Genomic DNA, 22,936 nt, shown 5'->3' with positions numbered 1-22,936 from the left:
TATGAATCTAATTTGTGCGCACTATATATTTCATGAGTTTTTCGGAAGTAACATAAACACCAATCCTTGATAATTGTTGACTAAGGCATGTTAGGACATGATTATATAGTAAATCAGATTCTACTCCAAAAGACTTGAATGCCTGAATGAGATGATGATCGTCATGTTTATCTCCGTAAACTGATTTCATAATTCGTTTTAGGGCTAAATTATTACGAATTCTCTCCCATTTACTTCCTGTTCGAAAGAGTTCATTGTAAATTTCTACACATAGATCCATGTGTCTGGTCTCGTCGTTAACAGAAATAGTCTTACTAATGTTGCGAAATAGCTTATCCGGCATAATTTCATCTCGGCTGAAAAACTCCAAATAGGAGGCGCCGATCGCCTCGATTATCACAGCCAGAAACATTCCTACACCTGGTGCGTAACGGGCAACCCACATATATTTTTTTGCGCCTTCAATAAGTTGGGAAGAAATAAATTCTTTTGCGTTTAACTTTTCCGCCAAAAAACGACGGAATGTAGCAGAGTGTTTGGCTTCATCATTGATAAAAGTCGTCAAAGCCTCCTGGATTTCCCTATAACGCTTATAATGGACTATCCCCATAGTAAGTGGTGCTATCGCACTTTGTTCGACAACCAATGCATGATTAGCGATATCCTTTAATCCTCGAAGTTGTCTTTTAACAATAAGGTCTCTTAAGACATCTAGATCCTTTGAATCTTTTGGTAATTCTTTCTCCTTTAATATCCCCTCAATAAATGCTTCAGTTCGTTCCAAGGCATTTAAAAGAAAGGGTTCTTTTTTTAACTGCTCAGCTCTGACCGAATTTTTCAATTCTTTTAATTCTGCTTTGTATTCTGCTTTTTGATACTTATATTTTCGCAGAGTCTGATCTACTTCAACTGATTTAGTATGCAACAGTGAGTCCAATTCATTTCTTTGAGAATCTGACTCTATGTATTTCGCCTCTACACCGATTTTTATCATCCCTAACCGTTTAAGTTCAGTCAAATCCATCAGTTCATTTTGCAGAATATCCAATTTATCATTGAGTGTTCGAACCAGAAGTCGCTTTTCCTGGAGCGGGGCATAAAGTCTAAGAATACTATCAACAGATTCATTAAGAGGTCGAGGTCCAATGCAATCTGATAAATCCTTAAGGGCGTCCTCAGAAAATAAGAAACTACCCTCTTTGATATCCTCAATCTTATTTCGAATTGATTCCTGAATCATGGGAAGCACTAAAAAGGAAATCCGGTATAATTCTTCATAGTTAAGGCTTTCAACATTTTCATACAGGTTTTCTTTGACATCCTGACTCCAGTCAAAAGACGTTTCTTTATTCCAGTATTTTCCCTCACAATCCTTGACATAACGAGTGAAATCTCTAGTTGGAGTCAGATAATAATCTGGTCGTCCTTTTATTATGTTTTTTTTAGGCATACTGTAAAAAGTTCGGTCCGTTTTATCAAGCTTAATTTGATCGAACATAAGATCATTTTAAATTGATCAGATCGATTTTTCTCTTAAAGGTATTAATTTTCATTAATTTTCATTAATTTTCTCTGAAATAAAGAGTTTTATAATATAACCTTATACTGATGCTCTTAATGTCGACAGAGTAAAAATTAATATTCGTCTTCATACGTTAAGTGTCGAGTGTTAAATAGGGTGGTAACTGTCAGATTTGTTAAAATTTTTGGTGTACCACAATTAAATTATTCTTATGCTCGATTAGATTATTCGGTCGATAATCAAAATCCTTATATGAATGTACAATCGGAAAGGAAAAGTTTAACAGATTCATGTATGACCTTAGTTGATGTGGTTCTCATGAGGGCGAAATATCAGCCGGATAAGTTAGTTTACAGGTTTCTAAAGGATGGGGAGTCTCATGAACATACAATGACCTTCCGACAACTTGATCAGCGTTCAAAATCCATTGCTTCTGAACTTCAACGGAGAACTTCTCCAGGAGAACGAGTCTTGCTACTGGTTCCGGCTGGACTTGATTTTATTTCCTCCTTTTTTGGAACCTTATATGCTGGAAATATTTCCATTCCGGTACCACCTCCTCATTTCGCCAGAATTGAAAGGACTCTTAATGCAACACTTAGGGTAATTAAAGATGCTAATCCTTCCGTTGTAATTGTGGATTCTAAGCTACATAGCATAATTAAACACAACCCAGAAATTGTTAGAAAGTTTGAAGGGATCCATTTTGTAATAGTCGGTGATGATATTGATGATAGCTCCAATTTATGGGAACGCCCCAACGTATCTGGAGAGGATCTCGCCTTGCTTCAATATACTTCCGGATCTACTTACACCCCAAAAGGGGTAATGCTATCCCATAATAATCTGTTAAGTAACCTTGAGGCCATTGAAAGATCAATGGATTTAACTGAGAAAAATGAATCCGTTTTTTGGCTTCCCCCTTTTCACGATATGGGTTTGATCGGTGGGATATTGCAGCCATTGTACAGTGGATTTACGGTTACATTGATTCCTCATCTGTTATTTTTACAAAGGCCTATACGCTGGCTTCAGGCAATCTCCAAATACAAGGCCCTGACAACGGGTGCTCCTAATTCCGCTTACGAACTATGCCTGAAAAAGGTAAAGCCTGAGCAGAGAGACGAACTCGACCTCAGCAGTTTGGAAATTGCAATTAATGGAGCTGAGCCGATTAACGTTTCCACATTGAATCGGTTTAAGAAATATTTCAGCTCAGCTGGTTTTCGGGAAACTGCATTTATACCCTGCTATGGTCTGGCAGAGGCTACTTTAATGGTGGCTGCTGATTCAAAGTTGAGTTCGTCTGGAACGGCAAGGATTGGCAGAAGAGGACTTGAGAGAAATGAAGTCGAGTTCAGTTCCATTAACGAAAAGGACCTGCAAACATTAGTGAGTTGCGGACGATGTATAGACAAACATGAAATAAAAATAGTTAATCCGGAATCCTGCCAAAATTGTTCAGAGAATGAAATCGGGGAAATATGGTTAAAAGGTCCTTCAGTAGCTAAAGGTTACTGGAACAATGTTACAGAATCGGAATATGCCTTTAAAGGATATATAAATGGAACAGATGAAGGCCCCTTTTTGCGTACCGGGGATCTCGGATTTAAAGCGGATGGTGAACTTTATGTTACGGGCAGAATGAAAAGTCTCATTATCATTGACGGAAAGAATTTTTATCCGCATGATATTGAGCGCGTAGTTCAAAACTCACATTTTGCTGTTCAGCCTTTGGGTTGTGCTGCGTTTTCAATCGAGGACGAAGGTAGAGAACAAATCATTATCTTGGCTGAAATTCGTCGTAATTCCAATTTCAATATGAATGACCTCACTACTGCAATAAGAAATTCAATATCCGGGGAGTTCGGACTTTCTGTTGCCGACATAAGGACCGTTCCGCTAGGTTTTATTCCAAGAACTACGAGTGGCAAGATTAAATATCATGAATGTAAAAAGAAATATTTGACTAACTAAATTAAATTTCTCGATTATGAAATTCGGAATCTTTATAGATTTACAGCTACCACGACCTTGGAATGAAGGGGATGAGGCCAAACTGTTTCATGATGCCTTAGAGCAAGCAGAGTTAGCCGATCGTATCGGTATTGACTATGTATGGGCTCAGGAGCATCATTTCCTTGAAGAATACAGTCATTCATCAGCACCAGAGGTATTTTTAGCTGCATGCAGTCAGCGCACCAAGAATATACGTTTAGGCCATGGTATTGTGCTTATGTCACCCAAATATAATCATCCGGCAAGAATAGCCGAACGACTTGCCACTTTGGATATTTTAAGTAATGGACGTGTTGAGTGGGGTTCCGGAGAATCAGGTTCAAGAATTGAGTTAGAGGGATTCGGGATAGATTTCGTTGATAAACGTCCGATGTGGGCAGAATCATTGAGGGAAACCGCTAGGATGATAAGTATGAATCCATATCCAGGCTATAAAGGAAAATTTTTTTCGATGCCTCAAAGAAATCTGGTTCCAAAACCCATTCAAAAACCGCATCCCCCTATTTGGGCGGCTTGTTCTAATCGAGATAGCTTGAAGCTTTCGGCTCAATTAGGTATCGGAGCCTTGACGTTTGCTTTTATTAATTCTGGAGAGGCTAAATTCTGGGTTGATGAATATTACTCGACATTTAAGAATGAATGCAACCCGATAGGCCAAAGTGTAAATCCTAATGTGGCTATGCTTACTGGATTTATGTGCGATAATGATGCTGAAAGAGCGATTGAGCGCGGATATGAAGGAGCACAGTTTTTTGCTTATGGACTAGGTCATTTTTGGCGAGATGGGACTCACACACCATCTAAGACCAATTTATGGCAACAGTTTAAGGAGAGACCTTGTAATGCAGATAAAAGACTGGAGCTTGAACGTAAAAAAGCCGGGATGACTGGAATTGGGACCCCTAAACAGTTGATTGAAAATTTTCGCGAACTAGAGAAAGCAGGTGTAGATCAATTAATACTTCTTCACCAGTGTGGTGCTTATAAGCATGAACATATCTGTGAATCCCTAGAACTTTTTGGTAAAGAAGTACTTCCGGAATTCAAGGAAAGGGAAATTATCAGAGAGAGAGACAAGTATAAGGAGTTAGAGACGTTTATTGAAGATGCAAACAGCCGGGTAAATAGATCAGGACTTCATGACGCCTTAGCACCAATCGAGGCATATCCACTTATCTGGAACAAAATGAGTGCTGAAACTGCTAATTCTAATCTAGACAGACGACCGGGCATGACTTCATTATGGCAATTACAAACCGGAGGAAAACGGAATAAGAAAAGTTAAATCGAATTCAAGGACTTCAAAACGGCAAAATGAAACCTGTTCACAATACAAGACAAATTCAGAATTGGTTAATTACCGAGATCGCAAAAATAATCGATCTAACGCCAGGTAAAATAGATATACATAAGCCCTTCAATGAATATGGTCTTTCCTCTGTTGACGTCGTTTCACTGTCCGGAGAACTTGAGCAATTTCTAGGGCGTAGGCTATCACCAACCCTGGCATATGAATACCCAGATATTGCAACATTGACTGAATATTTATCAAACGATAATTTACCCGATAACCAAATAGAAAAACCCCTAAGGGAAACAGATGAGCCCATTGCTATAATAGGAATGGGCTGCAGATTTCCAGGGGCCAATAATCCAGACGAATTTTGGGATCTTCTTAGAAATGGAGTTGATAAGATTTCTGAAGTTCCATCAAAGAGATGGGATAAAGACGCATTTTATCATCACGATCCTTCAACACCGGGAAAATCGGTTTCCAGCTGGGGTGGTTTTATGGATGATATTGATCAATTCGATCCGTTCTTCTTTGGAATATCACCAAAAGAGGCCAAAGACATGGATCCTCAGCAGCGATTGCTAATGGAACTCTCTTTCGAGACACTTGATGATGCAGGATTAACCAAGGATGAAATAGCGGATACCAGGACAGGTGTATTTATTGGAATCTCTGTTAATGAATACAGCAAGTTCCAGTTGGATGACCCCTTAAGGATTTCCAATCTATCGGGAACAGGCTCTGCATTATCAATAGCTGCAAACAGGATTTCCTACTATTATAATTTGCGTGGCCCGAGTATGGCTATAGATACTGCCTGCTCTTCATCGTTAGCAGCTTGCCATATAGCGTGTCACAGTATCAGGTCTGGTGAAAGTAAAATGGCATTGGTTGGTGGTGCTAATCTGATTTTATCACCAGCTCATTCTATAGCATTTACTAAAGCCGGTGTTTTGGCACCAGATGGAAAATGTAAGACTTTTGATGCTAGTGCGAATGGGTATGTTAGAGGAGAAGGAGTTGGGCTTGTCCTTCTTAAGTCGTTGACTGAAGCTTTGGCAGATGGAAATAAAGTATACGCTGTTATTCGGGGAAGTGCAATGAATCAGGATGGAAGAACAAACGGATTAATGGCTCCCAATCAGATATCACAGGAACTAATGCTGAAGGAAGCATATAAAAATGCACGGGTTCATCCTAGTGAAGTTCAGTATATAGAGGCACATGGTACAGGGACTTTATTAGGTGATTCTATTGAAGCCACTGCAATTGGTAATGTGATTGGAAAGGAACATTCAAATGGTAAATGTCAAATTGGGTCGGTTAAAACCAATATCGGACATCTTGAAGCAGCAGCAGGTATAGCAGGATTAATAAAAGTTGTTTTGTCTATTCAGAACAGGTCTATTCCACCGAGCTTAAATTTCCAAAATCCAAATCCGCATGTCGATTTTGACAATTTGAACCTGAGTGTCAATGATGAATTAGGGACATGGCCCGATTCTTCAAAACCCTTAACGGCAGGGGTCAGCTCTTTCGGATTTGGAGGTTCTAATGTGCATCTAGTGGTAACTGAATTTAACCCTTCGATTAAAAAGGAATCAAAACGAGATTTGAGTTCAGGAGGAAAAATTCATGTTCTTCCAATTTCAGCAAAGGATGAGCACAGCCTAAACTCCTTGGTAAATAATATGTTGGATTTAATCATTTCGGATTCAGATTTTCCCTTAAAGGAAATTTGCCTTGCGGCGTGCAAGAGGCGCAGTTCTTCTAATCACAGGCTAATAGCAATGGGAAGTTCACATGATGAAATGGTTGATCGTTTGCGGGATTATTTAAATGAAGAGCCACATTTTAACATGCAGGAGGGCTTGACACCCGATCAACTACCAAAAATTGTATTCGTTTTCTCTGGACAAGGTGGGCATTGGTTAGGAATGGGTCGAGAACTTATAGAACTTGAGCCATTATTTTATGAAAGCATAAAACAAGTCAGTTTTATCATTCAGGAATTTTATGGCTGGTCTGTGCTGGATGTTCTTCTTGACGACACAACTAAAGGAGTAGTCAACCAAATAGATAGAATTCAGCCTGCTATTTTTGCCATTCAGGTGGCATTAGTAGACCTTTTGAAATCATTGGGAATTGAACCGGATGCAGTAGTTGGACATAGTATGGGTGAGGTGGCAGCCGCTCATATATCTGGAATCCTATCCCTTGAGGAAGCTGTGAAAATTGTCTGCACAAGAAGTGAAATGCTGACCAAATTGGAAGAAAAGGGATGCATGATGATCACTGAATTAACGCCGGAACAAGCGGCTAAATGCCTGGAAGGATATGAGAATGCAATCTCTGTTGCTGCAGTTAACGGACCAAATTCCACGGTTTTATCTGGTGATCCTTATAAGATGCAGGAGATAATGGAAAAACTGGAACAGAAGAACCTCTTTTGTAAACTCGTAAAAGTTAATGTAGCATCCCATAGTCCGCAAATAGATATTCTCAAGGATGACATGATCGGCGCTCTGAAGGAAATTCGTCCTCAACCCCCTGTAATACCTATTTATTCGTCAGTAACTGGTTCTGAAGGTTCAGATCTACAATTTGATTCAGACTACTGGTTTTTTAATCTCAGGGCACCTGTACTTTTTTACGATACGATCGATTTATTGATAAAGGATGAGCATTCGGTTTTCATCGAAATAGGGCCTCATCCCGTATTACTGGGTTCCATACAACAATCCGCTAATCAGTCAGGTGCTGAGATCTCTCTTCTCCCTACTTTAAGGAGGGAGGAAGGTGAACTTGAAGTATTTATGAGAACCATTTCATCCCTTTACATTGCAGGATTTTCAATAGAATGGGATACATTTTACGGCAAATCAAACGTATATGTCAAGTTACCACCTGTTACCTGGAATCATGAACGGTTCTGGATTGATTATAAGGGAAGAATGAGAGCCTATTCTTCTCTTGATAAGAACACCCATCCTTTTCTTGGTAGTCGGATAAGTTTGGCGATTGCACCGGATAATTTTATATGGCAGAATACTATCAATACAGATTGCATAAACTACCTGAAAGATCATATAATATTCGAGAACGTGATCTTCCCGGCTTCTGGTTACATAGAAATTGGACTTCAATGTATACATGAACTGGGATTATCTGAATCTCATATTCTGGTTGACGTTTCTTTTATAGAGAACCTAATACTAAATAGTGAAATAGATTATACGCTTCAGATTTCGATGTCCCCTGATAAAAATGGGGCCTATAATTTGCAGATTCACAGCCGGTCTGATGATAGTAGTTGGACCCTAAATGCTTCTGCCTCCATTGAAAAATCAAGAAGTGATTTTAAATCAGATTACCCTAAACTCAGTGAAGAGGTTATAGAGAAGTGCCATCAACTTTCAAATGGGAGTGAATTTTACAACTCTATGGCTGAACGAGGTTTAGATTATGGTCCTAATTTAAGAGGAGTGCAGGGTGTTTGGGAGAGTGATGGTAAAATAATAGGTAGCACTGAACTGCTGCAATCATTGCACTGCAACAGTGATGAATATCGTTTCCATCCAGCCCTGCTTGATTCCTGTTTGCAGGTTATTGCTGGTTCGGAGATGAGCGTATTGAATAATGATCTTTATTTACCGGTTTCATCTAAGAAAATATTGTATTACGGGCAACCCTCACATTCGTTATGGACTGAGGTGATCATTATGGCTAGTAACGGACCGAATACCGATATGATTGAAGCTGATTTCAATATATTTGATCAGGATTTTAGGTTGATTGCTCAAATTCAAGGTCTTGTTCTGAAACGAATAAGAAAATTAAAGTCCAAAGGTATCTTTAAGGATGATATTTGGTTCTATACTACAGATTGGGTAAAGGAGGACATAAAGTCTGCATTATCAAATCTGGTTAAGGAAAAAAGAAACTGGTTAATTCTTTCTGATGATCAAGGTTATGGAGATAATTTGAAGTCTATGCTTGAATCGAATGGCGATCATTGTCAAATGTTGTATGCCAAGGAGGTTATCGAGCAGCTCAATGAATATGAGAATGAATCTTTTCTGCAAGATTTAATTGAAAAAGCAATTGTCACTGCAAATTCACCATTATTTGGAATTGTTCATCTCTGGAGTCTTTCTATTCCGACATGGGAAGAATCAGAAAATCCAAAGAACCTGCTATATGATTTGGGATGCTATAGTATTCTACATCTTGTACAGGCGCTATCAAGACAATTTAAGGGGTCTCCTAATCTATGGATGGTGAGTCAAGGCGTCCATGCCTCAGGTTCTGATTTTCAAGTTAATCTTGAGCAGTCAACGTTATGGGGCTTGTGTAAGACCGTTGGTTTTGAAATTCCTGAATTAAAATGTGTTCGTATTGACCTCGATCCGGATTCTTCAATCGAAGATTCAGTTAGATCACTCAGAAACAGGATATTATTAGATGATAAAGAAGATCAGATATGCTTCAGATTAGGACAAAGTTACGTTCAGCGTATTTTTCCTTTCTATCTTAAACCAATTGAAGACATTCCGGAGAAAAGTATCAAAGCTGAACACTCTTACTTAATCACAGGAGGTCTTGGGAGTCTGGGATTAGAGACCGCGAAGTGGCTTGTTAAAAAAGGGGCGAAGAATTTAATTCTGGTTTCAAGAACTGAATTGTCTGAATCCTCAAAAGCAGTTATTGAATATTTTATGGAATCAGGGGTTCATATTATGATCAGACAAGTGGATGTAAGGGAGAAAAAGGAGGTTGAATTGCTAATTGAGGAGATCAATGCATCACTTCCACAATTAAAGGGGATCATTCATGCTGCTGGAGTCCTTGATGACGCACCTTTGCTTGATATAAGCACAATTCAGATGAAAAGGGTGATGCAGCCCAAGGTTGAAGGTTCCTGGAATTTACATGAAAGTACATTGCAACTGGATCTTGATTTTTTCATTTTGTATTCCTCTGCGGTATCGGTTTTAGGGTCTCCTGGTCAGGGAAATTATTCTGCCGCAAGCACCTATCTCGATTGTTTGGCTCATTATCGCAGGACTATAGGACTACCGGCTATTAGTATTAACTGGGGACCATGGGCAGATGTGGGTCTGGCAGTTGAAGCCACTGAAAAAATGATTGATCAAGGCAAATCAACCGAGCACTTGGTTAAAATGATTAAAATTGATCAGGGTTTTGAAGTTTTAGATTTGCTTCTTAAGGAGTCGTTGCCTCAGATTACAGTACTTCCTTTTGATCTCAAATATCTGCTTGAATTGTACCCCCTAGCAGCAGCAATGCCTTTTTTCAAAAATGTCAGAGAAAGTGATACGCACGTGGCTAAACTTTATGCCCGACCAAAACTGAACCACAAATATGTTGCACCTAAGAATGAAATTGAACATAAAATGGTCAAGTTGTGGCAGCAAACACTTCATATAGATCGAGTTGGAATTCATGATTCCTTTTTTGAACTCGGAGGAGATTCAGTTCTTGCAGCTCAGATACTATCGAAGGTAAGAAAAACCTATGGAATTGATATAGATCCCAAAGATGCATTCCAATATTTCACAATAGAACGAATTGCCGAGATGATTGAAATGGAAATTATCAAACAGATTGAAGCGATGAGTGAGGAAGAGGCTCAAAGTCACCTTTTAAAAAAAGATAAATGACATGAGTAAGGAACTTTCTCCGGCTAAAAAATTATTATTGGAAAAATGGTTAAAGGGCAAGCATGCCAATAAAAACACCATTCAGATTCCGTTGAGAATTGATAAGGAATCAATACAACTTTCATTTCCTCAGCAGAGACAGTTATTCCTTGAGTTATTGGACAGACATACTGCGGTAAATAATCTGTCTGTGCTTTTAGAGTTGAAGGGTGATCTCAACATTGATTATCTGACATCGAGTGCGAATCAAATTATGGAACGGCATGAAGTACTGAGAACCCAATTTATAATGGATAAGGGAATGCCGACCGCTACTTTGTTAAAAATTCTAGGACTTTCGATTCCCGTTATCGAAATGGGAAATAGAGATCAACAAATTTTAGTTGAAGAAGCGATAGCATTAGTTCAAAACGAAGTATTAAAACCCTTCAATTTAAATCAGGCGCCCCTTATAAGATTAAAACTATATAAACTTGATATTGAACTGCATTATTTTCTTATCGTTATTCATCACACAATAGCTGATGGCTGGTCATTAGGAGTGTTTCTAAAAGAACTCATGTCATTATATAACGGCTTTAAAATAAATAAACCAATTGAGCTTGATAATTTACCAATCCAGTATTATGATTACGCAAGCTGGCAAACATCAGAGCAGCAGATGATCAATTGGAAAAGGGAACTCGATTACTGGAAAACGCAACTTAAAGGCGATTTACCGGTTCTTGATTTTCCGACCGACAAGACCCGGAACCCGCGACAATCTTACGATGGTAGTACCTATAATTTTGTTTTAAGCAAAGAACTTACTGGCGAACTTGAACAACTTAGTAAGCGAGAGAATGTTACCTTGTTCATGACTCTGTTGAGTGCTTTTTATATTGTTTTGCACAGATATAGCAATCAGGATGAAATTTTAATTGGGACTCCGGTCGCAAATCGAAATTTGATGGAGTTGGAAGAATTGATAGGTGTTTTTATTAATATTCTTGTTTTGCGTCTTGAGATTGATGGTTCCTTAAGTTTTAGAATGTTGTTAAAGCACATGAAAGAGGTCACCTCGGATGCTTTAGCACACAGTAATTTACCTTTTGAAAAACTAGTTGAAGAACTCAAGCCAAAAAGGGATCTAAGCCGGACACCATTATTTCAGGTTCTTTTTAATTTACAGAATTCACCAAAACCTGTACTCGATTTGTTGGATATTCAGTGTTCATTCGTCGATATTGATAGAGGAGTTTCCCAGTTTGATCTAACCTTGATGTTGACTATGGTTGATGGCCAGTGTCAGGCAATGGTTGAATTCAATAGAGATCTATTTAAGGAAGCAACCATAACTAGGCTATTCAAATCTTTTCAAACTGTTTTAGAGCATATTATCAAAGATCCTGAAATTTCTGTTTCCATGATCCCTCTGGTCTCCAGATCTGAGGAGAAAGAACTTATCCATGAATTCAGTAAGAATAATATGGATTTTCCATATAGCAAAAAAATGTATGAGCTGTTCGAAGAACAAGTACATATTAATCCAGATAAATTAGCCCTGATATATGGTCAGAACAAGCTGTCCTATCAAGAACTAAATTCCAAGGCTAATAGGATTGGGAGATATCTCCGGGAACTTGGTCTAAAACCTGGTATGGGTGTTGGAGTTCTTATGCACCGATCCAATGAGATTGTTGAAACAATCATTGGTATACATAAGGCAGGTGGGGTATACGTTCCTATTCACATATCATATCCAAATGAGCGTATTGGATATATACTTCAAGATGCCGATATAAATTTTTTGGTAACGAATAATAATAATCTGTTTATCCCGGAAAATGATGTGACCATAGTTCACGCGCAACAGATCCCATTTACTACAAATACAGGAAATATTGACCTGAAAGGTTCTGGTGATGATTCCAATCTGGCCTATATTATTTATACCTCCGGATCGACTGGTGAGCCAAAAGGTGTAATGATTAATCACTACTCTCTTGTTAACTTTCTGATTTCAATGCGTTCCCTACCCGGAATTAATAAGAATGATGTTTTATTGGCAGTCACGAACATCTCATTCGATATTTCGATACTCGAACTTTTTCTTCCCTTGATATCGGGAGCTACGGTGGTTATGGCTAGTGAAGAAATGATAAATGACCCTGATCTGATAACTGCGGCCCTTGAAGAACATAAGGTAAGTATCATGCAGGCAACACCGGTTTACTGGCAGCTTTTAGTAGAGTCAGGCTGGGCAGGCAAAAATGACATGAAAGCCTTATGTGGAGGTGATGTGCTAACTCGACAACTTGCACTGGACCTGTTGAAACGTTCAGAATCACTCTGGAACATGTATGGTCCGACTGAAACCACAATATGGTCCTCAGTTTGTAAAATTAACAAGAATGATGAAAATATAACTATTGGTCACCCAATAAACAACACCCAGCTTTATATACTCGATAAGCATTTGCAACCACTTCCTCCTGGTATTACAGGTGAATTATTTATAGGTGGTGACGGCCTGGCAGTTGGATACCTGAATAACGCCGAATTAACCAAGGAAAAGTTTGTATACAGCAGATTTATTCAGATTGGAGAAGCGTGCCTATATCGGACAGGAGATAATGCACGCTTGCTATCGAATCGTACTATAAAGCTTTTAGGGCGCTCTGATGATCAGGTAAAGATAAGCGGTAACCGAATTGAACTGGGAGAAATTTCTTCAATCGTATCTTCTATCCCTGGGATCAGTAATGGGGTGACGGTAACGTATGAAGAACAAAATGGCACATTAAAACTGGTAGTATATTATGTAACAGGTGAAAACCAATCTCTGACAGAGGAAGAAATAAAACAATATCTTAAGGCTAAACTACCCCCATACATGATTCCGTCGTATTTTATTGAGATTGATATCTTACCGCTCACCCCAAGTGGAAAAATTGACCGGAAAGCGCTTCCCAGACCTGGATATACGATTGACCTATCAAGATATGCATCTCCAGTCAATGAAGAGGAGAAGATCCTAGCCAGAATCTGGCAAAATGTTTTAGAGATTGATGAAATTGGTATTCATGACAATTTTTTTGATCTCGGTGGGGCTTCAATTCAGACTATTCAGGTTGTTACTAAGGCTAACATGTTCGGTTATAGAATTAATGTCGAAAATCTTTTTGAGTATCAAACTATTGCAGAATTAAGTAAATTTATTCAATCAACCAAAATGTAATAATGAGTAGTTTATATTCCGAGATAAAATTCAATTCAGATGGCAGGGACGGGTTAATGGGTGAATTACGAGCCAAGGTAAATACCTATTTTAATCAGAACAACTTATCAAGAAAGGCCAATAGGGAGATGGTGGTAAAAACTTTGGTCATACTTATGCTATATGTAATCCCATATTTTGCCATTGTATTTAATGCCTTCACAAATGCTATAATTGCTTTTTTTTCCTGGATTATTATGGGAATTGCCATGGCTGGTATTGGTTTTATAATTGGTCATGATGCAAATCATGGAAATTATTCAACTAAAAAGAGGGTAAACAAGGCGCTTTCGCATTTAATGATATTAATTGGAGGAAGTTCATTGGTCTGGAGGATTCAGCATAATGTATTGCATCATGTATACACCAATATTCCTGAGCAGGATGAGGACCTTGATGTAATACCCATTTTAAGATTTTCTCCAGATCAGAACCGAATGAAGATTCATCGCTATCAACATTATTATGCATGGCTATTATATGGGTTGTTTACATCGTCATGGGCTACAAGAAAGGACTTTATTAAATTATCTGGTTACAAGTCGAAGGATTTACTTAAAACACAAAATACCAAGTACATACAGGCACTTATTTTCCTTATTTTTTCAAAGACCATGTATTTCATATTTTTTTTAGGAATTCCGATTGCCTTTAGTGAACAACCATGGTTGTTCACCATCTTTGGTTTTTTAACAATGCATATTATTTGTGGATTTATATGGTCAGTTACCTTTCAACTCTCACACAAGATAACTGAAGTTAGTATTGACTCCCCAGGAAAGAAAGGACAAATCAATTCAAATTGGGCGGCACATCAGCTGAATACTACTGCAAATTTTGCTACCGATAGTAAGTTGATTACCTGGTTTACCGGAGGACTTAACTATCAGATCGAGCATCATTTATTTCCAGATATCTGCCACGTACATTTAAGGAAAATCTCCGTCTTGGTAAAGGAAATAACTGAAAAGTATGATCTCCCTTACTATGAAAAGACATTCTTTGGAGCCATTAGAAGTCATCAGGATTTTTTAATCAGGTTAGGAAGTCATGATGCGCTTGAAACAAAATTAAAGATCAATAGTTCCAGTGTTTAATGTAAGGCATCAGTTTCTCTTTGACCAAAGTTTTTTCTACGATAGGCAACTCATGTTTTAGACGAATAAAACTCTTCTGTTTTCTGAGATAGTCCTTAATTTTGTTTTTAATAACATCAAAATCCTCTAATTTTAAGGATTTATATACGTTTTCCATTGTTTCCAGTGGTGACTTCATCATTTCATCAAAAGACAACTCAACGAGATTTCCATCTGGAATTAAAGTCTTTTCTTCTAAATATCTATCCATCATGGAAGAATAGGTTTCAAAGATGATTCTATTTATATCTACATCCTTGAACTCGCCGAGTGCATATATTCTGTGAGTCACTTTCCAAAACCTTTTGTTAGATGCGTATACATCGTAAGGATTGCGGTGAATAAATATAAATTTAGCATTGGGATAATTAGCTAATAGGAGTTTGATTCTAGCTGTGTTTGGTGGGCTTTTTAAAATGAGCTGTTTTCCTTTATTGATAAACGATATTTTTTTATGCAGGAACAACATATCGTCCGTCCAGGCTTTACTTTCCTTGTCATCTAAGTTCTCAAATAGTACATATTTACGAAAATGCTTCATCATTATTCTCGGAAAAAAATAACCCCATTGTGCCCCTCTGGGATTCAGGCCCGTAGTCATTGTTCCATCTTCTTCGCCTGGATACTTAAACGACATTCGAATTCTGTGAACCGGATCTTGAATCTTGAACAAGCGGCAGATAAAATCGAGAAAAGGTGCGAGGAACCACTCCGTACTTATCATTATTTCCGGCAGTATCATCTGGTAATTCGTGTGATACCCAAATCGGTGATCCTGGGATAGGAATTCATGGGTGAAGGACGTTCCACTTCGATAGAATCCCAGAATGAAAATAGGGTCTTTTTCTATTTGATGCCGTCTAATCTTACTGTTAAATAATAATTCAACCCATCGAAAAGGCTCGAATACTATTGTTTTTATAAGCCATGCCGGGAGATTCCTAATCCCTCTTAAACTAACACCACCATTTTTAGCTATAATTTTTATAAATATGATAATCGGGATTGGGAAAAGGCTACTCATGAATTAAATGAATTGGTTATCCTTAAAATTAAAATCATTTATTAGAAAAAACTAAACTACGTCTTTTTTACATTCAAATCCGACTAAGATTAAGGTATTTCAACTATTTTTATAAATTGCGTTATAAACTATTCTCTTAACAATGTCATTTAGGAAAAAGGTAAGTCAGGATCTATATCCCTTCAAGAGTCGGTTCGTCACCATTAATGGGCACCGTCTTCATTATTTAGATGAAGGTAACGGATATCCGCTGTTGATGTTGCACGGAAATCCGTCATGGTCTTTCTACTACAGGGAACTTATAAAAAAGCTCAGAACTGGTTATCGGTGTATTGCACCAGATCATATCGGGATGGGGCTGTCTGATAAGCCAAGTGATTCGCAATACACATATACATTAGAACAGCGTGTGAAAGATCTTGAAGAATTTTTGATTATGATTGGGATCACAGAAAATATTACCATGATCGTTCACGATTGGGGCGGAATCATCGGGATGAGCTATGCACGTCATCATTCAAAGCAAATCAAAAGAATCGTGCTTTCGAACACCGCTGCGTTTCATCTGCCTGAGGGTAAGAAGCTTCCTTTTATGCTGAGATTGGCGCGCTCATTTGTTGGCAGAATAGCTGTAAGGGGTTTTAATGCTTTCAATGTCGGTTCAACACGAATTGGTGTAAAAAGAATAAAAATGTCACGTCAAGTTAAAGCGGGATATACGGCTCCTTATGATTCTTGGAAAAATCGTATCGGTATCATGCGTTTTGTAGAGGATATACCTTTGAAGCGTGGAGACCCTGGTTATGACTATATTCAAGATGTTCAGGATCATCTTCATCTTTTTAAGAAAAATCCTGTTCTGATTGTCTGGGGACTAAGAGATCTGGTCTTTGATATTCATTTTCTCAATAAATGGATCGAATACTTACCCTCAGCTCAGATAAATCGTTTCGAAGATTGTGGGCATTATATTCTCGAAGATGCCCAAGAGGAAGTAGGACTATTAATCACTGATTTTTTGAAGAATACTGATGACTAATTGCAACATTGTCACTTCAATTTTTGAAAATGCCGTTACTCAACCGGATATTCTGGCCATCGCAGAACCAAAAAGTCCGGGAGACCCTATTCCTATTGATGGTATAATTCCATATCGGAATATGAATTTCAGAGAACTTGCCACTGAAGTTGATATAGTCTCTCGGGGATTGCTTAAACATGGATTTAAGAAAGGAGACCGCGTGGTGTTGATGGTGCCGCCCAGTATTAATTTTTTTACTCTTTGTTTTGCTTTCATGCATATCGGAGTCGTTCCCGTTCTTATTGACCCGGGAATTGGAATTACAAACCTCAAGAAATGCATTAAGGAAGCGAATCCGGTAGGATTTATTGGAATTAGTAAGGCACATATTGCTAGAGTTGTATTTGGTTGGGGAAAAAAAAGCATTAGAAAGAAGGTTTCCATTGGTCCTGGATTATTTTATGGCGGTCTTCCTTTTAATAAAATTATGAAATCCGGAAGATCAATTGCCGAGAACTCTGATGGTTTTCTGGAAAGTTTTCAGGCTGCAGAAAATGATTTGGCCGCTATTTTGTTTACAAGTGGCTCAACGGGTATATCAAAGGGCGTGTCTTATACTTACGGGAATTTCATGCATCAGGTAAAAGGTATCAGCAGCACTTTTGGAATGGAATCCGGAGAAATTGATCTCCCGACCTTTCCACCTTTCGCCTTGTTCAATCCCGTTGTTGGTGTCAGTACAATTATTCCTGATATGGATGCTACCAGACCAGCTAGTGTTGATCCAAAAAAAATCATTGCCACAATTAGGCAATTTAACATAACCAATATGTTTGGTTCTCCTGCTCTGATTGACAGGGTTGGTCGTTATGCTGAAATGAAAAAATATGAACTTCCCTCTTTAAAAAGAGTGATAACAGCCGGTGCTCCGGTGCCTGAAAAAGCCTTAAGGAGATTTTCAAAATTGCTTAACGATGGTATTCATATTTATACGCCATACGGAGCCACTGAGGTTATGCCAGTCACTTGCGTCGGATCCGATTACCTGCTTATGGAAAACATAAGAATGCGCAGTATTAAAGGTGGTGGAATTTGCATTGGAAAACCGGTTAAAAACATTGAGTTGAAGATTATTAAGATAACTGATGATGTTATAGCGAGCTGGTCTAATGATTTGGAACTCGATTTCGGAGAAGTAGGGGAGATCGTAGTTAAAGGCCCAAATGTTACGAAAGCATACTATAACAGGGAAGTCGAAACAAGGCTCGCCAAGATCATGACCAAGAATGGGTTTTATCATAGAATGGGTGATCTTGGATACCGTGATGAAACCGGCAACGTATGGTATTGTGGACGAAAAGCTCACAGAGTCCGGACTGAAGACAGAGAATTGTATTCGGTGCAATGCGAAACCATATTTAATCAGCACCCCATGGTTTACCGAACCGCCCTCGTTAGTGTAAACAGGGAGGCTGTATTATGTGTTGAAGTTGATAAGGAGGTGATTAATCCTAATCTTGAAGAAATTAAAATCGATCTTACTGAATGCGCATTGCAAAATAATTTGAATGTTAAGGCATTTCTTTTTCACCCTTCATTTCCAGTTGACAAAAGACATAATGCAAAAATATTTAGAGAAAAGTTAGCCAAATGGGCGGCTTCAAGATTATAATCGATCAATTATGAACATACTTATAACCGGTGGAGGCGGGTTTTTAGGACAAGCAATTGTTTGTCAATGTCTAGCAGCTGGCTTTAGAATCCATACATTTTCCAGGAAATTTTATGATTCATTGAATGGTAATGGAATAGAACAATTTGCCGGGGATCTATCGAATTATGAAGCTTTAATAAAAGCAATGTATGGATGCGATGCAGTAATCCATGTGGCCGCCAAAACAGGTATTCAAGGTACGTATCGTGAATTCTTTGAAACCAACGTAACTGGAACAAAGAACATATTAAATGCATGCAACGAATTGCAAATCCGTTATCTGGTCTATACCAGTTCAGCGAGCGTAGTGTATTCAGGAGATTCAGAAGGAAAGAATGAAGACTTACTTTACCCTGAGAAATTCGACGCTTTCTATCCAAAGACAAAAGCTATAGCTGAAAAGATGATACTTGATGCAAATGACCATACCCTTGTTACTGTCGCTCTTAGACCACATCTGATTTGGGGGCCAGAAGACCCACACTTTATGCCTCGTTTGCTTGAAAAAAGGCGTAAAAATAAGCTTTGGTTACTGGGCAGGAAAAAATATCTTGTGGATATAACTTATATAGATAATGCAGCAAAGGCGCACCTTCAGGTTCTTAATAAGATGATCGATGAGCCGAAAAGCTTGGGAGGTAAGCCTTATTTCATTTCACAAGATGAACCTATTTCAGTTCAGGAATTTATTGATCGACTTTTGTATTGTGGTGGACTTGACCCCGTTGATAAAAGAATTAATCCAATAGTTGCAAGATTTGCAGGATGGACTATTCAGACTTTTTACCGAGTTTTCAAGTTAAAGAAAGAACCTCCATTCGACCTGTTTATTGCAAAACAACTTTCGAGTTCACATTGGTATGATATATCAGCTGCAAAAAGGAGTTTTAATTATTTTCCCGAGGTTTCAACTGATGAAGGCATGAAACGTTTAAAACGATTTCTGTGTAGCTTCAGCTAAATGTTTACCAGTTAAGGAATAAAGTTAAGTAGTAGATCATTAACTTGAAAGCATGCTTTCAAGGCTTTATTACAAACCTTAAAACGTAAATATTATGGCAGAGAAGAAATCAGCCGAGTCCATTGTCAAGGACATCAAAAGACAGACCAGAAGAAAGTTCTCATCAGAAGAGAAAATCCGAAACGTGTTGGAAGGATTAAAGGGAGAAGACTCTATTACTGTTATATGCAGGAAAGAGAAATGTTAAAATGTAAATTAATTTTTTCATGATTTACTGTATTTAAATTTTATCTCATATCTTAAATTACCTTTCATTTATAAATTAATGTCCAAAAAAATTTAGAAAGGATAAATCAGGACTTATTTCATAAGCAATAATGTAACTGTAATACTAAAATTTCACAATGAGGGATATCAGTTTAGATTGCGTTAAGTGATGAATATCATTTCATGCTTTAAATGTTCTAATTACATTACTCTATTGTTGTAATTATTGTAATGAAGACAAACGTTAAAATACATTTAAAGGCTATTACATGTCTTTTGGCATTGTTAGTATTGATTCAGGCTTGCTCAATATATAAACCTGTATCTGCCCCATATGAGGAGGCTACGAAACAAAATGCCCGTGTTCGGGTAAAGTATCCAAATCAATTTAGACTTAAATTCAATAGAATAGATATCATTGATGATGATCTATATGGTGTCAAAATAGTGAACGGTAGAACTGAAAAAACACTTATCAACAAAGAAAAACTTCCAAAAATACAGGTGAAAGACAAAAAATTGTCATGGATAGTCTCTCTTGGAATTCCTGTTGTTTGTATAGGTTTATTATTTGTTACTTGGGATGAATTGATTGATGTGGAATTGGGATTAGGGAATTAAGTAATCCTGTGTTAAAGTAGTTATCCTAATTTATCCATGAAGGCATATTTTGGATGGTTTAACAATAATTTAATAATAATGATTAACTATTTGTATTTAGAATTTAAATAGTTAAAGGTTTAATTTTTAAAAGGGAGATTATGAAAAAAGTACTATCATATCTTTTTAGTGCTATCATTCTATTTGAAAGCTGTGCAATATATTCTGGAGACTACACGCTGCAAGAATGTACAGAACATAGAGCGAAAGTTAAATTGAAAACTAATTATAGTCAGAATTTGTTATTCTCTGGCTATCAATATAATTATGACGGCTTTAATGATGGTTTTCATGTTTGGATACTTAATCCACGGGATTTAGCAGCAGCAACTAGTGTAATTGCGTCTGAGGGCAAGGGATATGAATATTTTAGAAACATTGTATCGGACATTGGAAATTATTACGGTACAGATGATTTGAATGACAGGGATAGTTGGACCATACTTAAGGATGAGGATATTGTCAGTCCACAAAAAACAATAAATAAATATTTCAAGGAAATTGTTTATCAGGAAGGTAATTATTTTGGTGTTCCTGATTCTGAAGAGTATGAGAATTTGATTCGCATCGATAAGAACCAAGTTCTTAAACTATCTAAATATAATCCGGGACTATCGGTTTTGGTATCAACTTTAGTTACACCTGTTATTGCTGCTGCTGGTGTAGTTATTCTATGGTTATCTGTAAACGCTGAGGAATGACAAATCATAATATTTAAAATATTAATTAATCAGGTTAAAGCGGTGCACATAGAGAGGAGGTGCTTTCAGTGTAATCATTAAGGCTAAAAATATCCTAGTATAGCTATATAGAGCATCAGATTTCAAATCAAACCCTGTCAGCCACAATAACCCCACCTATTCATTTGAAACTAAAGCCCAAGCTATGTTTACATAACACGTAGTTATAGTAAAATAAAAGTTGTAAGCTATAACGCCATTATGTAAAATAGTTACTGGACTCTTGTAACTGACCGATATCATTTTTTAATAGGATGATTTGATGTAGATTCAGACATTTTCAATTAAAATATCTTGTATGTCCGAATATGCTGAAAAAGGACTTTAAACGGAAGTAAGCTAAACTTAAATTAAACTTTATGAAACGTATTTTTTTACTATTTGTAATAACCTTATGTGGGTTTTATGGAAATTCACAAGAAGTTATATTTGGCGCGAAGGCAGGTCTCAATCTCGCTAACATTGATGGTGATTTTGCAAGTGAATTAGATGCTAGGGCTTCATTTCATTTAGGGGTAGTTGCTGAAGTAACACTATCAGATATATTTTCTATTCAACCAGAACTATTGTATTCTTCCCAAGGATCTAAATATTCATATAAAGATGAATTCGGTAGGGAAGAAGAAAAATATAAGCTTGATTATTTAAATCTTCCAATAATTGTAAAATATTACCCTACGGATGGTCTGAGTTTAGAAGCTGGACCTCAGATTGGTTTTAACTTAAATGCTAAGGTAGAATATGATTACAATTATGATGGATTTATTGAATCAGGAGAGGAGGATATCGACGATATTAAAGAAATTGATTTTGGACTTAATTTTGGAGTAGGGTATAAACTGGATAATGGATTAAATTTTGGAGCACGTTATAATCTAGGCCTTTCCAATATTATTGATGATACAGATTTTGAATGGAACAATAGTGTTTTTCAATTTTATGTAGGATACTTTTTTAAATAAAACTAAAATTATTTTTTATAATTTAATTTATTGAAGAAAAGAGAGGCGTACACTAAATGCACATATTTTGTTACTTTTTACAGCAATTAAAAAATGTAAACATTATAGTAATATAGCTTTACCTTCTTATTTGGAGAGAGTACAAGGTTAATATTAATCTATTTGAAACAAATAAAGGTACTTCTTATAACAACGCCCACATGTATTAAGCAAAATCGGTGTACTCCCATCAAGTTTATCTACACTGATGCCATCGCTATGTTTACATAATGTGCTGTTATAATACATTCATTTAATTTCTGTATTATAACGACATTATGCAAAATAGCCGCTCTCCAACGCTTTTAATAGCACATTACAATTTCTGGAAAAATTGTAAAGAGCTATTCTTTTCTGCCTGTACAAGTTGCTCAATTATAAGCTTTATTGCATAAAACTTTATAATACGCAACCTATACAAATGCTTTCCCTGGGTGACAATTAATAAATTGTAAATTAGTTTAGTAATAGAAAGGTTAGAAGCTTTTCCTTTTAGAAGATGCTTTTTTGTTTTTATACTCTTTCTTGCCTGAGTTTGTCCTATTTTATCTTTAATCAATTAAATAGGACATTAATAAAATGTAGTTATTGTAAATTCATGCCCAGATTAACTAATAATTTTATCTATGAAAAT

General features: G+C 37.1%; 13 protein-coding genes and 1 pseudogene. 12 read left to right on the top strand and 2 right to left on the bottom strand.

The features are described from left to right. Window positions 1-7 precede the first annotated feature (7 nt). Window positions 8-1,498 (bottom strand): hypothetical protein, encoded by a 1,491-nt coding sequence (locus ACB104_RS01870; RefSeq protein WP_370476580.1) that lies wholly within the window; start codon window positions 1,496-1,498, stop codon window positions 8-10. A 318-nt stretch (window positions 1,499-1,816) separates the two neighbouring features. Here ACB104_RS01870 and ACB104_RS01865 point away from each other — a divergent pair, with 318 nt between their 5' ends. From ACB104_RS01865 to ACB104_RS01845, 5 genes are read left to right on the top strand one after another with little or no spacing between them, the layout of a single operon-like run. Further along, a complete protein-coding gene (locus tag ACB104_RS01865; protein WP_370476579.1) occupies window positions 1,817-3,499 on the top strand; it encodes a fatty acyl-AMP ligase in 1,683 nt (560 codons plus the stop codon). Window positions 3,500-3,515: 16 nt separating this feature from the next. Continuing rightward, window positions 3,516-4,826 (top strand): LLM class flavin-dependent oxidoreductase, encoded by a 1,311-nt coding sequence (locus ACB104_RS01860; protein WP_370476578.1) that lies wholly within the window; start codon window positions 3,516-3,518, stop codon window positions 4,824-4,826. Window positions 4,827-4,855: 29 nt separating this feature from the next. Next, a complete protein-coding gene (locus tag ACB104_RS01855) occupies window positions 4,856-10,519 on the top strand; it encodes an SDR family NAD(P)-dependent oxidoreductase (protein WP_370476577.1) in 5,664 nt (1,887 codons plus the stop codon). A gap of 1 nt (window position 10,520) precedes the next feature. Then, a complete protein-coding gene (locus ACB104_RS01850) occupies window positions 10,521-13,739 on the top strand; it encodes a non-ribosomal peptide synthetase (protein WP_370476576.1) in 3,219 nt (1,072 codons plus the stop codon). 2 nt (window positions 13,740-13,741) lie between these two features. After that, window positions 13,742-14,875 carry a fatty acid desaturase family protein gene (locus ACB104_RS01845; protein ID WP_370476575.1) on the top strand — a complete coding sequence of 378 codons (1,134 nt, stop codon included), beginning with the start codon at window positions 13,742-13,744 and terminating at the stop codon, window positions 14,873-14,875. Here the strand turns inward: ACB104_RS01845 and ACB104_RS01840 are convergent. After that, window positions 14,856-15,938 (bottom strand): sulfotransferase family protein, encoded by a 1,083-nt coding sequence (locus tag ACB104_RS01840; RefSeq protein ID WP_370476574.1) that lies wholly within the window; start codon window positions 15,936-15,938, stop codon window positions 14,856-14,858. The genes ACB104_RS01845 and ACB104_RS01840 overlap by 20 nt on opposite strands. A gap of 142 nt (window positions 15,939-16,080) precedes the next feature. Between ACB104_RS01840 and ACB104_RS01835 the strand changes: the two genes are divergently transcribed. From ACB104_RS01835 to ACB104_RS01805, 7 genes and pseudogenes are all read left to right on the top strand, one after another. Next, window positions 16,081-16,977 (top strand): alpha/beta fold hydrolase, encoded by an 897-nt coding sequence (locus ACB104_RS01835; RefSeq protein ID WP_370476573.1) that lies wholly within the window; start codon window positions 16,081-16,083, stop codon window positions 16,975-16,977. Beyond that, window positions 16,970-18,631 carry a fatty acid CoA ligase family protein gene (locus tag ACB104_RS01830; RefSeq protein ID WP_370476572.1) on the top strand — a complete coding sequence of 554 codons (1,662 nt, stop codon included), beginning with the start codon at window positions 16,970-16,972 and terminating at the stop codon, window positions 18,629-18,631. Before ACB104_RS01835 ends, ACB104_RS01830 begins: the two co-directional genes overlap by 8 nt. 10 nt (window positions 18,632-18,641) lie before the next feature. After that, on the top strand, window positions 18,642-19,634 hold the full coding sequence (locus ACB104_RS01825; protein ID WP_370476571.1) for an NAD-dependent epimerase/dehydratase family protein: 993 nt from the start codon (window positions 18,642-18,644) through the stop codon (window positions 19,632-19,634). A 94-nt stretch (window positions 19,635-19,728) separates the two neighbouring features. Next, window positions 19,729-19,872 (top strand): annotated as a pseudogene (locus ACB104_RS01820) (IS3 family transposase); the annotation flags it as partial. A gap of 260 nt (window positions 19,873-20,132) precedes the next feature. Then, the gene (locus ACB104_RS01815; RefSeq protein ID WP_370476570.1) at window positions 20,133-20,522 is read left to right on the top strand and encodes a hypothetical protein; all 390 of its coding nucleotides are present in this window, start codon (window positions 20,133-20,135) and stop codon (window positions 20,520-20,522) included. Between the two features lie 254 nt (window positions 20,523-20,776). Then, window positions 20,777-21,262, top strand: coding sequence for a hypothetical protein (locus tag ACB104_RS01810; protein WP_370476569.1), 486 nt, complete (start codon window positions 20,777-20,779; stop codon window positions 21,260-21,262). Between the two features lie 398 nt (window positions 21,263-21,660). Beyond that, window positions 21,661-22,263, top strand: coding sequence for a porin family protein (locus ACB104_RS01805; protein WP_370476568.1), 603 nt, complete (start codon window positions 21,661-21,663; stop codon window positions 22,261-22,263). Window positions 22,264-22,936: the final 673 nt, after the last annotated feature.

The organism is Tamlana flava (assembly GCF_041287255.1).
GTDB classification, from domain to species: Bacteria; Bacteroidota; Bacteroidia; order Flavobacteriales; family Flavobacteriaceae; genus Tamlana; species Tamlana flava.
This window is presented reverse-complemented; position numbering and strand designations above follow the sequence as displayed.

Excerpts from the sequence above, each read along its gene's own strand:
- ACB104_RS01870 (WP_370476580.1), bottom strand. The coding sequence starts at position 1,498 with ATGTTCGATCAAATTAAGCTTGATAAAACGGACCGAACTTTTTACAGT.
- ACB104_RS01865 (WP_370476579.1), top strand. The coding sequence starts at position 1,817 with ATGACCTTAGTTGATGTGGTTCTCATGAGGGCGAAATATCAGCCGGAT.
- ACB104_RS01860 (WP_370476578.1), top strand. The coding sequence starts at position 3,516 with ATGAAATTCGGAATCTTTATAGATTTACAGCTACCACGACCTTGGAAT.
- ACB104_RS01855 (WP_370476577.1), top strand. The coding sequence starts at position 4,856 with ATGAAACCTGTTCACAATACAAGACAAATTCAGAATTGGTTAATTACC.
- ACB104_RS01850 (WP_370476576.1), top strand. The coding sequence starts at position 10,521 with ATGAGTAAGGAACTTTCTCCGGCTAAAAAATTATTATTGGAAAAATGG.
- ACB104_RS01845 (WP_370476575.1), top strand. The coding sequence starts at position 13,742 with ATGAGTAGTTTATATTCCGAGATAAAATTCAATTCAGATGGCAGGGAC.
- ACB104_RS01840 (WP_370476574.1), bottom strand. The coding sequence starts at position 15,938 with ATGAGTAGCCTTTTCCCAATCCCGATTATCATATTTATAAAAATTATA.
- ACB104_RS01835 (WP_370476573.1), top strand. The coding sequence starts at position 16,081 with ATGTCATTTAGGAAAAAGGTAAGTCAGGATCTATATCCCTTCAAGAGT.
- ACB104_RS01830 (WP_370476572.1), top strand. The coding sequence starts at position 16,970 with ATGACTAATTGCAACATTGTCACTTCAATTTTTGAAAATGCCGTTACT.
- ACB104_RS01825 (WP_370476571.1), top strand. The coding sequence starts at position 18,642 with ATGAACATACTTATAACCGGTGGAGGCGGGTTTTTAGGACAAGCAATT.
- ACB104_RS01815 (WP_370476570.1), top strand. The coding sequence starts at position 20,133 with ATGAAGACAAACGTTAAAATACATTTAAAGGCTATTACATGTCTTTTG.
- ACB104_RS01805 (WP_370476568.1), top strand. The coding sequence starts at position 21,661 with ATGAAACGTATTTTTTTACTATTTGTAATAACCTTATGTGGGTTTTAT.